General features: G+C 74.2%; 11 protein-coding genes. 3 read left to right on the forward strand and 8 right to left on the reverse strand.

What is annotated here, in order from left to right:
• Positions 1 to 38: 38 nt before the first annotated feature.
• From ABZ479_RS27775 to ABZ479_RS27785, 3 genes are all read right to left on the reverse strand, one after another.
• The gene (locus ABZ479_RS27775; protein WP_500464097.1) at positions 39 to 887 is read right to left on the reverse strand and encodes an oxidoreductase; all 849 of its coding nucleotides are present in this window, start codon (positions 885 to 887) and stop codon (positions 39 to 41) included.
• Positions 888 to 913: 26 nt separating this feature from the next.
• Positions 914 to 1,666, reverse strand: a complete 753-nt coding sequence (locus ABZ479_RS27780; RefSeq protein WP_500464098.1) for an SDR family oxidoreductase — start codon at positions 1,664 to 1,666, stop codon at positions 914 to 916.
• A gap of 85 nt (positions 1,667 to 1,751) precedes the next feature.
• Positions 1,752 to 2,471, reverse strand: a complete 720-nt coding sequence (locus ABZ479_RS27785; RefSeq protein ID WP_500464099.1) for an SDR family oxidoreductase — start codon at positions 2,469 to 2,471, stop codon at positions 1,752 to 1,754.
• Positions 2,472 to 2,720: 249 nt separating this feature from the next.
• On the opposite strand from ABZ479_RS27785, the gene ABZ479_RS27790 reads away from it, so the two are divergent.
• Positions 2,721 to 4,160 carry a D-alanyl-D-alanine carboxypeptidase family protein gene (locus ABZ479_RS27790; protein ID WP_500464100.1) on the forward strand — a complete coding sequence of 480 codons (1,440 nt, stop codon included), beginning with the start codon at positions 2,721 to 2,723 and terminating at the stop codon, positions 4,158 to 4,160.
• Between the two features lie 48 nt (positions 4,161 to 4,208).
• Here the strand turns inward: ABZ479_RS27790 and ligA are convergent, their stop codons facing one another.
• From ligA to ABZ479_RS27815, 5 genes are all read right to left on the reverse strand, one after another.
• Complete coding sequence (gene ligA / locus ABZ479_RS27795) at positions 4,209 to 6,239, reverse strand: NAD-dependent DNA ligase LigA (protein WP_500464101.1); 2,031 nt, start codon at positions 6,237 to 6,239, stop codon at positions 4,209 to 4,211.
• 118 nt (positions 6,240 to 6,357) lie between these two features.
• Positions 6,358 to 7,362 (reverse strand): NAD(P)H-dependent flavin oxidoreductase, encoded by a 1,005-nt coding sequence (locus ABZ479_RS27800; protein ID WP_500464102.1) that lies wholly within the window; start codon positions 7,360 to 7,362, stop codon positions 6,358 to 6,360.
• A gap of 93 nt (positions 7,363 to 7,455) precedes the next feature.
• Positions 7,456 to 8,280 (reverse strand): alpha/beta fold hydrolase, encoded by an 825-nt coding sequence (locus ABZ479_RS27805; RefSeq protein ID WP_499600536.1) that lies wholly within the window; start codon positions 8,278 to 8,280, stop codon positions 7,456 to 7,458.
• Between the two features lie 454 nt (positions 8,281 to 8,734).
• Complete coding sequence (locus ABZ479_RS27810; protein ID WP_500464103.1) at positions 8,735 to 9,748, reverse strand: cation diffusion facilitator family transporter; 1,014 nt, start codon at positions 9,746 to 9,748, stop codon at positions 8,735 to 8,737.
• A 309-nt stretch (positions 9,749 to 10,057) separates the two neighbouring features.
• Positions 10,058 to 11,257, reverse strand: coding sequence for an MFS transporter (locus ABZ479_RS27815; protein WP_500464104.1), 1,200 nt, complete (start codon positions 11,255 to 11,257; stop codon positions 10,058 to 10,060).
• A gap of 230 nt (positions 11,258 to 11,487) precedes the next feature.
• Between ABZ479_RS27815 and ABZ479_RS27820 the strand changes: the two genes are divergently transcribed.
• Entirely contained in the window at positions 11,488 to 12,459 is a 972-nt protein-coding gene (locus ABZ479_RS27820; protein ID WP_500464105.1) for a helix-turn-helix domain-containing protein, read from the forward strand.
• 134 nt (positions 12,460 to 12,593) lie between these two features.
• On the forward strand, positions 12,594 to 13,532 hold the full coding sequence (locus ABZ479_RS27825; protein WP_500464106.1) for an SDR family oxidoreductase: 939 nt from the start codon (positions 12,594 to 12,596) through the stop codon (positions 13,530 to 13,532).
• Positions 13,533 to 13,537: the final 5 nt, after the last annotated feature.

Genomic DNA, 13,537 nt, shown 5'->3' on the forward strand with positions numbered 1-13,537 from the left:
CGTACAGCGGCGTGTGCCGCGGGCGGACAGCCGTTCCGTCAGGCCGCGGAGCCGGTGGCGTCGTGGTCGGTGGAGAGCGCGAGGGGCCGCCAGGCGGCGGTCTCCTTGCGGAGCTCGGCGATCTTGCCGTCCATCGCGGCGGCGCAGTCGCTGCCGAGCTGCGCGCGCATCGGCGGGTGGTCGGCGTCGGCGAGCTCGATCATGGCCCGGGCGCCCTTGACGGGGTCACCGGGCTGGCCGTGGTTGAGGCCGGGGACGGCGTCGCGCACCGCACCGGCGGTGGCGGCGTAGTCCGGGATCACCCGGCCCTCGGTGTGCAGGCTGGACGCGTCGAGGAAGTCGGTGCGGAAGTAGCCCGGTTCGACGATCACGACGTGGATGCCCAGCGGGGACAGCTCGTCGTGCAGGGCCTCGGAGAGCCCCTCGACCGCGAACTTGGTCGAGCAGTAGACGCCGAAGCCGGGCGCGCCGCGGAAACCCCCGATGGAGCTCAGGTTGAGGATGCGGCCCGACCGCTGCCGGCGCATGACCGGCAGGACGGCACGGGTGACGTTGGCGAGGCCGAAGACGTTCGTCTCGTAGACCGCCCGGAACGCCGCGTCGGAGACCTCCTCGACCGCTCCCAGCACCCCGCGGCCCGCGTTGTTGACCAGGACGTCGATCCTGCCGAAGGCGTACACGGCCGCGTCGGCCGCCGCGCGGGCCTGTGCCTCGTCGGTGACGTCCAGGGCGACCGCGAGCACCCGCTCGCCGTACGCGGAGAGCGCCTTCTCCACGTCCCGGGGGTCGCGGGCCGTCGCCACGACGCGGTCGCCGCGCTCCAGTGCCTGTCGGGCGAGCTCCAGTCCGAACCCGCGGGCCGCGCCGGTGATGAACCAAGTGATCATGACAGCCACACTCCGGGTCTCCGGGGTCAGTGCGCGATGAGGTCCTGGCCGCCGTCGATGTCGTACGTCCCGCCGGTGAGCGCTCCGTTGCACATGATGTGGGTGGCGAGCGCGGCGACGTCCGCCGGGCCGACGACCCGCCGGATGGGCAGCGTGGCGCGCAGTTCCTCGCGCCGGGCCTCGAGCCGGTCGCCCAGCAGTGACGCCGACAGGGCGGTGTCGACGAAGCCTGCGGCGATGAGGTTGACGCGGATCGGCGCCAGTTCCAGCGCCAGGTTCGCGGTGAGGGCGGGCAGTGCCGCGGTGAGGGCGGACGCCACGGCCATGCCGACGCCGGGGCGCCGGCCGCCCGTGCCGCCGATGAACAGCAGGGTCCCGCCGGGGCGGACCTTGCCGGCACTGTGCAGCGCCACCCCCAGGGTCATGGCGAGGCGGTAGCCGAAGTGACGGCGGGCCGCGGCGAGGTCCATCTCCGCCAGCGGCATGTAGAACGGGCTGCCGGCCGTGAGCAGCACGTGGTCGACGGTGCCGGGCAGGCCCCGGAAGAACTCCCCGAGGCGGTCGGTGTCGGTGGCGTCGAAGGCCGCCGTGCTCAGCGGCCGGAGCTCGTCCGCGGCCTTCCGCAGCCGCTCGGGGTCGCGCCCGGTCAGGACGACCTCCCCGCCGCCGTCCCGTACCCGGCGCGCGGTCTCCAGGCCGATGCCCGAGCTGGCCCCGATCACCACGACGGTCTGGCCGCCGAGGTCGGCGGGCTCCTGGTGCGCGGTGCCGCCCGTCATGGGTACCTCCGATCGCCGGTCCCGTCGTGGAGGCCGGGGGAGAGGGGGGCCGAGGGCCAGGGCTCAGGGGTCAGGGGGCCGGGGGTCAGAACAGTGCCTCGCCGCCGTGCAGTTGTGGGTACAGCGCGCCCGTGCCACCGGACAGCGCCGCCAGGACCCGCCGGGTGATGTCGTCGGCGACCACCTCGTCCGCCCCGGCCTCCACGCCGTCGAGGGTGGCACGCGCCACGGTCGCGGGATCCTCCTTCGGGCCGGTCACGGCCGCGGCCATCTCCGTCGCCAGGTAGCTGACGTGGAGCGCCGTGACCTGCGTCCCCTGCTCGGCCAGCGCCAGCCGCAGGGCATTGGTGATCGACCACTCGCCGGACTTGGCGGCGGCGTACCCGGCGGTGCGCGGGACGGACACCCAGGACAGGATCGAGAGCACGTTGACGATCGCGCCGCCCCCGTTGCGGCCGAGCACGGGGGCGAAGGCCCTGCTCATCGCGAGGGTGCCGATGACGTGCGTCTCGAACTCCGAGCGGAACGCATCCAGGTCGGCGGTGAGGACGTTCGCCCGGGTCGTGGATCCCGCGTTGTTGACCAGGAACGTCACGTCCCTGGCCTGCTCTGCCGCGGCGCGCACCGACGCGTGGTCGGTGATGTCCACCGCAATGGGGACGGCATCGGGGACGGAGACCTTCGCGGGGTCGCGGGCTCCCGCGTAGACCTTGGCCGCCCCGGCCTCGAAGAGTGCCTTCACGAACTGCTCACCGAGCCCGCGGTTGGCTCCGGTGACGAAGGCGACGGACCCTTGGACCTTCATGGGGACACCCTCCCGGCGTGCGGCGGCGGGGCTCCGGCGCGCGGTCACGGCGCGCCACGGCGGCCCGTGGTCGTCCTCCCTCCTCGAACGTATATCGCCCCTGGTGCCCCCACCACCGGAGGGCCACCGGAGGACCGGCGAGGAGCCGTGCGGGTGGCGGAGGCACTCCTTTGGCGGCGCTCACGATGCCGCGGCCGCCACGGTCCGGAAACTGGTGTTCGGCAGCGAAAGGTCGTCGAGGAGGCCGGCGTGACGGGCGAGACCCCCGGCGGGGCGGATCAGCGGGAGTCGTCGGGGGAGACGACCGAACCGAGCGGCGCGACCGAACCGAGCGGCGCGAACGAATCGAGCGGCGCGAACGAACCGAGCGGCGCGACGGAGCCCTCCGCGCCCGCGGGCGGGCGCCGGACGCTGCTGGACGAGCTGACGAACCCGCCTCCGCCACCTCCGCCGCTGCCCCCGGAACCGGCGGAGCGCACCCCCGTGCACCCGCTGAGGACCTGGCTCCCGGTGGTCCTGCTGCTGGTGCTGATCTTCTGCGTGGTCCAGGCGCTGCGGCCGCTCCCGGCGCCCACGCTGAGGCTGACCGCGGCGCCCTCGTACACCTTCGGCGGCGACCGGCCGTCACTGCCGTGGCCCGCCGAGGGCCAGGCGGTGCTGGAGGCCGAGGGCCTGGGCCGGATCGGCGCGTTCGGCGAACAGCGGCCGGTGCCGATCGCGAGCGTCGCCAAGGTGATGACCGCCTACGTCATCCTGCGCGACCACCCGATCGAGCAGGGCGAGACGGGCAAGACCGTCCCGGTCGACCGCAAGGCCGAGGACCAGTTCGGCAGCGGGCAGACGGAGGGGGAGTCCGTCGTCAAGGTGAGGGCGGGCCAGAAGCTCAGCGAGTACGAGGCGCTGGAGGCCGTCATGCTGCCGTCGGCCAACAACATCGCCCGTCTGCTGGCCCGTTGGGACGCGGGTTCGGAGGCGGCGTTCGTGAGGAAGATGAACGCCACCGCCAGGGAACTCGGCATGGACGACACGACGTACACCGACCCCAGCGGCCTGGAGGCGACCACCGTCAGCACCGCGAGCGACCAGGTCAGGCTGGGGCACGCGGCGATGAAGGACCCGGTCTTCGCCGAACTCGCCGCCAAGACCCGCTACACGGACCTCAACGGAGACGTCCAGCGGAACGTCAACCGGCTGCTCGGCTCCGGCGACGTCGTCGGCATCAAGACCGGCAGCAGCACCAAGGCGGGCGGCAACCTCCTGTTCGCGGCGGTCCGCGACCTCGACGGCACCGAACAGCTCGTCGTCGGCGCGGTGCTCGGGCAGCACAAGGCCGACATCCTCGACACGGTGCTGGGCCGCAGCGACACGCTGCTCCAGGCCGCGCTCCGGGCGCTCGACTCGCGGGTGGTCGTCGGGAAGGGCGAGGCCGTCGGCTACGTCGACGACGGTCTCGGCGGACGGACCGAGGTCGTGGCGACCGAGGACGTCCGCGCGATCGGCTGGAGCGGCCTCAGGGTGGGCCTCTCCCTGGACGCCCCCAGGAACGGCATCCCGCACGCGGCACCGGCCGGCGCCCCGATCGGCACCCTCACCGTCGGCGACGACGACAGCGCCGTGAAGGTGCCGGTCGCCCTCGGCGGCCGTCTGTCCTCGCCGTCGCTCGGCTCGAAGCTCACCCGCCTCGGCTGAACTCGGCTGACCCGGCTGAAGCGGATCGCGGGCCGCTCGCCGCTTCCCTCAGACGAGGTGGTCGGCGACGAGGTCCGCGAACTCCTGCTCGGTGAGCACCTTCGTGCCCAGTTCCTGCGCCTTGGCGAGCTTGGAACCCGCTCCCTCGCCCGCGACGAGGAGGGTGGTCTTCTTCGACACGCTGCCGGACGAAGTGCCGCCGGCGTTGCCGACCAGCTCGTTCAACTCGTTGCGGTTCCGGCCGGCGAGGAGCCCGTTCATGCCGCCGGTGATGACGACGACCTGACCGTCGAGCGGCCTCGCCCCGCCGGGCGTGCCGGTGGAGGCCGCCGCGGGCTCGGTCATGGTGACGCCCGAGGCGACGAGCTTGTCGATGACGGCACCCATGGCCGCGATGTGCGCCGCGATCTTGGGGGCGTTCGCCGCCGGAAGCTTGTGCACCGCGGCCAGGGCGTCGGCGTCGGCCGCGCGTATCGCGTCCATCGTGCCGAAGTGGCGGGCGATCTCACGGGAGAGCGTACGGCCGGTGCGGACGATGCCCAGCGCGCAGAACACCCGGTTGAGGGGCTTGGCCTTGGCCGCCTCGATCTGGGCCACCACGGTGTCGGCGCGCTTCTCGCTGCGGGTGGCCTCGACCAGCCGCTCCCGCGTGAGGCCGAACAGGTCGGCCACGTCGGCGACGGCGCCGCTGTCGACCAGGGCCTCGAGGTAGGTGACACCGAGGCCGTCGATGTCGAGCTGGTCGCGGCCCACGGCGTACCGCAGTGCGGCGAGCAGGCCGCATCCGCCGCCGGCGCCGCCGGCGCACTCCCAGCGTTCGCCCGAGGTGTCGATCTCGCCGCCGCATGTCGGGCACGACTCGGGGAAGACCACGGGCGTCTCGTCACCCGTGCGCAGCTCCACCACGGGTGCCTCGATGCGGGGGATGATGTCGCCGGCCTTCCACACCATGACGGTGTCACCGATCATCAGGCCGCTGTCGCGGATGAACTTCGGGTTGTGCAGCGTCGCGTACCGCACGATGCTGCCGTCGACCTCGACCGGCTCCAGCACGGCCCGGGGCGCGATGACGCCGGTGCGTCCGACGTTCCACTCCACCGCGAGCAGCTTCGACTGCCGTTCGGCGGCGGCGAGTTTGTACGCCGTCGCCCAGTGCGGGTGCCGGGTGGCGAACCCGGCCTTCTCCTGCTCGGCGACGGCGTCCGCCTTGATGACGACGCCGTCGATGCCGAACGGCAGCTCCGCGCGCAGTGCCGCGATCTCGTCGACGCGGCGCTGGACGTCCTCCACGGTGGCGCAGACCCGCGGTCCCACAGGTGTGGCGGCCGTGGTCTGCACCCCCGCGGCGGCGACGGCGTCCATCATCTGCGTGTGGGTGTCGCCGGGCAGGCCGACCACCCCGTAGGCGTAGAAGGTCGTCTCGATCACGTAGGGGCGGTCCTTGGCGCGCAGCGTGCCGGCCGTGCCGTTGCGCGGGTTGGAGAAGACCTTCGCCCCGTGGGCGGTCCGTGTGGCGTTGGCCGCCGCGAACTGCTCCCGGGTGAGCAGGACTTCGCCGCGCACCTCGAAGGTGGCGGAGGTGTTCAGCACCGCGGGCAGGCCCACGATCGACCCGATCGCGTGGGAGACGTCCTCGCCGGAGTTGCCGTCGCCGCGCGTGACGAGCCGCGTCAGGCGCCCGTCCACGTACCGGGCGGCGATGGCGGCCCCGTCCAGCTTGGGTTCGGTGACGTAGCCGCCCTGCACGGGTGCCCCGAGCCGCCGGGCGACCGACGCGTCCCACTTGACCAGTTCCTCGGCGCTGAAGACGTTGTCGAGGGACAGCATGGGAACGGTGTGCGCCACGTCCCCCGTCGGAGCGGCCCCGCCGCCCACCTTGCCCGTGGGGGAGTCCTCGCGGACGTCCCCGGGGTGCTCGGCCTCGTAGTCGCGGATGCGCGAGGCCAGCAGGTCGTAGGCGGCGTCGTCGAGCGGGCTCGTCCCGTCGCCGTAGTAGGCGGCGCACGCCTGCAGGGCCGTGTCCACGGCGGAGCGGTAGTCCTCACGGGACATCAACGGGGCAGCGATCACTGTCGTCATGCGCTGCATCCTGGTGCACGGGTCTGACAGTGAACCGGCCCCGAGGACCACAGCGCGGCCGTGAGCGGCAACCGGCCTGTGGAAAACCCCGGCGCCCGCCCACGTCGTCGTGGACGTCTCAGGCGGGCTCCTTGCCGATCCCGCCGGAGGCCTTGCACAGCAACCGGGCGGCCCCGTCGGCGAGTTCGCGGACGACGTCCAGGGCCGACTCCAGCCGGGACACCGCGCCGACCGCCTCTCCCGCGTAGAGGGCCATCGCGTCCAGCCGGCCGGTCGTCGTCCGCAGAGGGCAGACCGGGCTGGACGCGGGGATGGACACGGACACGCCGCCCAGTACCGCCTCGCCGGCGACGTCGGTGTCCAGGGCGCGGGCGCGTTCGACGCAGCCGGTCAGGACGCGGTGCGGTGCGTCCGGCCATCCGGTCGAGAACTGCGTCGTCAGCTCGGTGTCGCCGGCGCCGGCCCTGATCAGGGCCTCCTTGTACGCCGGGTGCGCGTCGGACTCGTGCGTCGCCACGAACCGCGTCCCGACGCGGGCCGCGTGCGCCCCGGCGGCCAGCACCGCGGCGAGCGACCGGGCGGTGGCGATCCCGCCCGCGGCGACGACGGGGACGTCCACGCTGTCGAGCACGTCGTCGAGGAGCGGCAGCAGCGGCCGTACGCCGCGCACGTGACCGCCCGCCTCCCTGCCCTGGACGACGACGAAGTCGCACCCCGCGTCGGCCGCCGCCCGCGCCTCCTCGACCGAACCCACCTGCCACGCGGCCAGCGCCCCGCCGCGCTTGGCCCGGGTGACCAGGCGCGGGACGGGATCCGCGTAGAAGAACTCGACGACCGGCATCCGCTCCGCGGCGACGTCGACGCACGCCTCGTCCTCCAGCAGCGGAAGGATGAAGTTGACCCCCACCGGGCGGGAGGTGCGCCGCCGCACCGCGTCGAGCAGTTCGGAGAGCACGGACGCCGGCGCCATCGGGTAGCCGACCATCCCGAGGGCCCCCGCGGCGGACACCGCGTCGGCGAGGTCGAGCCCGCTCACCCAGCCCATCCCGGCCAGCTGGATCGGCACGTCGCAGCCGACGAGGTCGGTGAACCGGGTGCGCAGGGGGATGGGTACGGTCGCCATGTGCTGATGCAAGCGCCCGCCCTCGCGGTGCGGCCACCGCGACGCGTCGCGCGGGCGGAGCGTCACCCTGACGGCGGACGCGGCCCCGGGGCGTCAGACGGCGTCGACGGGGTGGCGTCGTACGAAGTCGAGCACGGTCCACGCGACGAGGGCGGGGTCCTCCAGGGGCATCGCGTGGCTGACGCCAGGCAGCGTCACCTGCTCGGCGCGGGCCAGGCGCGCCGCCAGTGCGCGGTTGCGCGCCCGGTACGGGGTGCCGAGGCGCTCCCCCTCGCCGCCCGCCACCAGCAGCGCGGGCTGGCGCAGTGAGCCGAGGCCCGCGGCGTCGGCGTCCCACGCGGCGAACGCCGCCCGCTCGTGGTCGAAGTAGTACCTGCCGCTGAGGACCGACCTCCGGAAGCCGTCCGTGCCGAGCGTGCGCGTCATGACGTCCAGGTAGCCCGGCGCGCACACGCTCCCCGGGAAGTGGCCGTAGGCGCGCGCCAGGTCGCCGTCCTCGGCGGCGGCGACGGCCCGGCGCATGGCCTCGCTCTCCGCTTCGCCCGGGGCGTACGGGAGGGCCGGTTCCAGCAGCACCATCGACCGGACGAGGCCCGGGCACGCGGCGGCCAGTTGCAGGGCGAGGGTGCCCCCGGTGGAGTGGCCGACCACGTGGACCGGCCCGGTCGCCCGCGCGCCGAGCACCTCCGCGAGGTGCCGGGCGTGGTCGTCGACGCTCAGCCGGCCGCTGAGGTCCCGGCTCCTGCCGTACCCGGCGCGGTGGGTGCGTACGACGCGGAAGCCGGGCAGCAGCCCGGCGAGCGGTGCGAACCAGTCGGCGCCGAAGGACGCGTGGACGAGGAGCACGGCCTCGCCGTCCCCCTCGTCCCAGAAGGCGATGTCCGCGTCCGGTGTCAGGAGGTGGTGTTCCGCTGCCATGAGCATCTTCTCGGTGTGGCCGGGCTTGTGTATTGGTTTGTGCAACTTCGTCCGAAGTGGCCGTGTTCCCGGCGGGGCGATTTCCGCGGCGGCGGATCACTCCGCGGACCGGCTCGGATCGCGTCGTGCGTCAGAGGCGCAGGCGCCCGAAGCGCAGCGAGAAGCGGGGGCGAGGGCCATCAGGAAGCCCAACCCGTCGTGGTGATCCCAGGTGTGCGGGTCCGCGAACGTCGCGCGGCGGATCCAGGCCGGACCGGTGACCCCGGCCTCGACGTGCACGTCGAACGAGCTCAGGCACGTGGACGGGTTGGCCCACCATTCGAGGCGCGGAGGCCCCCCCGGCCCCTGCGGCCCCGCTGCCCCGTCCGCTGCTCACCGCGATGCCGTGGTCACCGTCCGGTCGGCGTTCCGGGCATGCCCGGGTCGCGGGCGTCACCGCCCGCCGGACCGCCCGTCAATGCGCGTGGGGGCCCTCGTGGTGGACCGGGCCGTGGGGGTCGCCGCAGTGCGACCTCGCGCCGCCGCCACGGCCCTCGCCCACGGTGAGGAGCTCAGCGGCCGCGTGGTCCAGCTGCAGGGTGGTGTGGGTGAGGCCGTAGTCGGCCGCGAGCAGGCCCTCGAGGTCGTCCCGGACGGCGTGGCAGTCCCCGCCCCGCCGGACGAGGACGTGCGCGGACAGCGCGGGCTGTCCGGAGGTGATCGTCCAGATGTGCAGGTCGTGGACCTCGGTGACGGCGTCGTGCGCGGCCAGCTTGTCGCCGACCTCGTCGGGGTCGAGGCCGGGGGGCGCGGCCTCCAGGAAGATGCGGCCCGACTCCCTGACCAGTCCGTACCCCGCCTTGACCATGAGGCCGACCACGACGAGCGTCGCGATGGCGTCGATCCGGGCGAACCCGGTGAGCAGGACGACGAGACCGGCGACGGCGGTGCCGATGAAGGCGTACAGGTCGTTCAGGACGTGCTGGAAGGCCCCCTCGACGTTGAGGGACGTGCGGTTGGCCCTGGACAGGCACCAGGCCGCGGCGACGTTGACGACGATGCCGGCCAGGGCGGTGACCAGGACCAGGCCGCCCTCCACGTCCGGGGGCGAGACGAGCCGCCGTACCGCCTCGTAGGCCAGCCACGCGGCCAGCAGGAGGAGGGTGATGCCGTTGGCCTGGGCGGAGAGGATCTCGGCGCGCTTCAGGCCGTAGGTGAAGCCGCCCCGGGCCGGGCGGGCGGCCAGGCGCATGGCGATCAGGGCGAGCACGATGGACGCGGCGTCGGTGAGCATGTGCGCGGCGTCGGAGAGCAGCGCGAGGGACTGGGCGATCAGGCCGATGACGACCTCGACGGTCATGAACCCGGCGATGAGGGCGAGCGCGATGCCGAGCCAGCGGCGGTCGGCGTCGGCGGACACCCCGTGCGAGTGGCCCTCGTGGCCGCCGGTGCCGTGCCGGTGACCGTGATCGTGGCCGTGAGCGCTCATGAGAGACGTCCTCCCCCTTTTTCCGGGTGCCGGAACGGAAGGGAAACACACCGGGGCGCGGATCTGCAAAGGCTGTACCGGTGACCGTTGTCAACACCAATAACACGCCTCTGAGCTGCACGAACGCCATCGGTCGCGGAGACCGGCCGGCCGCTCGCGGCGGTGCCGGCCGCGGCCCGCGCCGCCGGACCCCGGCGTGGCCGACGCCACCGGGTTCCCCCGGCCGGCCGCCCCGGCCCCGGCGAACGGCCGACGGCACGCCGCGCGGGGGGCGCCGGGCCCGTCACCAGGTGACGGGCCCGGCCGCCGTCACGCGCCCGCGGGGAACGCGTGCTTCCTGCCGCCGGTCACGGCCGCCGCGGCGGCGACCAGGAGGACCAGTGCCGCCCAGGTGATCGACGCCGTCCCCAGGTCCGCGACCAGGAGGCCGCCGATGAGGCCGCCCAGGGCGATGGACGAGGAGAAGACCGTGATGGTGACGGACTGCGCGACGTCGGCGGCCGCCCCCGTCGCGTTGATCGCGGCGCCGATGAACAGGCTGGGGGAACTGCCGAAGGCGAAGCCCCAGGCCGCGACCGCGACGTAGACCAGCGCGGGCACCCCCGAGGCCACGGCGAGCACGAGGACGCTGACCGCGAACAGCGCGGTGCTGCCCACGACGAGCTTCCGCAGGTGGCGGTCGATGTGGGTGCCGACGACGAGGACGCTCAGGATGGAGGTGGCGCCGAAGGCGAACAGCACCCAGCCCGTCTGCCCGCCCATGCCCAGGTACCCGAGCAGGTCGGTGACGTAGGTGTAGAGGATGTTGTGGGCGACCATGTACGTGGCGAGCGCGAAGAGGATGGTGCGCAGCCCCGGCAGGCGCAGGACCCGGGGCACGGTGAAGTGCTCGCCCTCCGTCCGGCCGGGCAGGTTCGGCAGTGTCGCCAGGATCCACACCATGGTCAGCGCGGTCAGTACGGCGGAGGCGTGGAAGGCGAGCTCCCAACCGCCCAGCGCGCCCAGCCAGGTGCCCAGCGGGACACCGAGGGCGAGGGAGACCGGGGTCCCGGCCAGGGCGATGGCGATGGCCCGGCCCTGGCGTCCCTCGGGGGCGAGCCGGGCGGCGTAGCCGCCGAGGATCGGCCAGATGAGCCCGGTGCCCAGGCCGGCGACGAAGCGGATCACGAGGGTCAGCGCGTAGTCGCCGGACAGCGCGGTGAGCGCGTTGGTGACGGCGACGGTGCCGAGCGCCAGCTGCAGCACGTTCTTGCGGGGCCACTTGGCCGTGGCCCTGGTCAGCGGGATCGCGCCGATCGCGGTGGCGAGGGCGTAGATCGTCACGGTCTGGCCGGTGAGCGACACGCTCGTGCGGAGCGTGGCGCTGATCTCCGGCAGCAGGCCGGCGGGCAGGCACTCGGTGAGGATGCCGACGAACCCGCTGAGGAAGAGGCCGAAGAGCGCCTTCCCGGGGAGGCGGTTCCGCCCGTGTGCTGGGGTGGACGGAGCTGTGGTGGTCGTTTCCGTCATTCTTCCTGGTCCATGAGGTGTGGGTGACCCGGCGGCGAAGGGCGGACGGGTCGGCGGCACGCGACCCGGAGCGGCACGGGCGGCGTGGCCCCGGGCGGTCGTCCTCCGGGGGCTCGTCCAGGCTGCTCCGGCCGTACGGCGTTACCCAGGCCCCCGCCGAGCCGACGTCCGCCGTGCCTACCACCGGCAGGGACAGGCTCCGCCAGGGATCCGGCGCGATACTGGGGCGCATGGCCAGCCACCCCGACCGCCGCACCGGCCCGGCAGCCGTGCCGGATCCCGGTCCTGGCCCCGGGGCGGGACCCGGTCGGCTCCCCGGCACCGAACGTGGCCTCGACGCGCGCTCGGAGCTCAACGAGTTCCTGCGCACCCGCAGGGCCCGGCTGAAGCCCGCGGACGTGGGGCTCCCCGAGTACGGCCGGCGCCGGGTGCCGGGCCTCAGGCGCGAGGAGCTGGCGCAGCTCGCCGGGGTGTCCGTGGCGTACTACACGCGCCTGGAGCAGGGCAACGGCCCCAACGTGTCCGTGGAGGTGCTGGACGCGATATCCCGGGCGCTGCGGCTCTCGGAGGCGGAGCACGCCCACCTGCTGCACCTGGCCGGGTCCAGGCCGCGCAGGCGCCGGCCCGCGGCCGACCGGAGCCGTCGGGTGCGGCCCGCGGTGTGCGAACTGCTGTCGGCGCTGGAGGGCGTGCCCGCGTACGTGTGGGGCCGCCGCAGCGACGTGCTCGCCTGGAACCGCACGGCGTCCGCGCTGTTCGGCGACTGGGCCGAGCGCACGCCGGAGGAACGCAACTGGGCCCGGATCACCTTCCTCGACCCCGCCGCACGGCGGCTCTTCGCCGACTGGGAGTCCAAGGCCACCGACGTGGTGGGCCAGTTGAGGATGGACGCCGGCCGGCACGTCGACGACCCGCTGCTCGCGGCGCTGATCGGTGAGCTCTCCCTGAAGAGCGAGGAGTTCCGGACGCTGTGGGCGGCCCACGACGTCAAGCGGAAGTCGCACGGCACCGTGCGGTTGCAGCACCCACTGGTGGGCGCGCTCACCCTGCGCTACGAGACCCTCGCGCTCCCCGGCGACCCGGAGCAGTCGCTGTCGACCTACCACGCCGAGCCCGGTTCGGCCTCGGAGGAGGCGCTGCGCCTGCTGGCGAGCTGGGGCGCGGACGCCACCCGCGACCGGTCCCCGGCCGCGCGCGACTGACCCCCCGGTGCCGGGCCCCCGTTCGAGTGGCGGCCCGGCGGCCGCCGACGCGGCACGCGGCCCGGCGGCCGGATCTCGGCTTCACTCGGTGGTGCCCACGCTCCCGTACCCGAACGAACGGTGTGCCAGTGACGATGACCGGTACCAGCGCACGCGGCCGCGGGGTCACGGCCCCGCTGGAGGGGCGCGTGGCCGTCGTCACCGGCGCGGCCCGCGGAGTGGGCGAGGCACTCGCCCGGCACCTGTCGGACCTCGGTATGCGGGTGGCGCTGCTGGGCCGCGAGGAGGCGACCCTGCGTCAGGCGGCGGCCTCGCTGACCCACCCGAACATCTTCGTCGAGGCGGACGTCACCGACCGTGCCGCGCTCGACGCCGCCGCCCGCCGGGTGGACGCCGAACTCGGGCCCGCCAGCGTGGTGGTGGCCAACGCGGGGATCGCCGCCGGCGGGCCCTTCGCCCGGACCGACGCCGACCTCTGGCAGCGCGTCGTCGAGGTCAACCTGGTGGGGGCCGCGAACACGGCCAGGGCCTTCCTCCCGCAGCTGACGCGGACCCGCGGCTACTTCCTGCAGATCGCGTCGACCGCCGCCTTCTCCTCCGCCCCGCTGATGAGCGCGTACTGCGCCTCCAAGGCCGGCGCCGAGTCCTTCGCCCAGGCCCTGCGCGGCGAGGTCGAGCCCGACGGCGTGACCGTCGGCATCGCCTACCTCCACTGGACCGGCACCGACATGATCACCGGCCTGGACGACCACCCCGTGCTGCACGCCCTGCGGCGCAACCAGCCGTCGTTCGCCCGCCGCGTCCACGCGCCCGCCCAGGTGGCCGACCGGCTCGCCACCGGCATCGCCCGCCGCGCCCACCACGTCTACGCCCCGTCGTGGCTGCGCTGGTGCCAGCCGCTGCGACCGCTGTTCCCCCCGGTGGTCTCCTGGATGGCCCGGCGCGAGCTGCACGCGCATTCCGGCACCGAACTCGGCTCCGCCACCGGCGTCATGGGGGCCGGCGGCCGCGCCGACTGGGACGCCTTCACGTCGTCCGCCCGGACGGACCGGCCGAACCCCCCGCCCCGGTGAGGGCG

It is taken from the genome of Streptomyces sp. NPDC005722 (assembly GCF_040630935.1).
Lineage (GTDB): Bacteria > Actinomycetota > Actinomycetes > Streptomycetales > Streptomycetaceae > Actinacidiphila.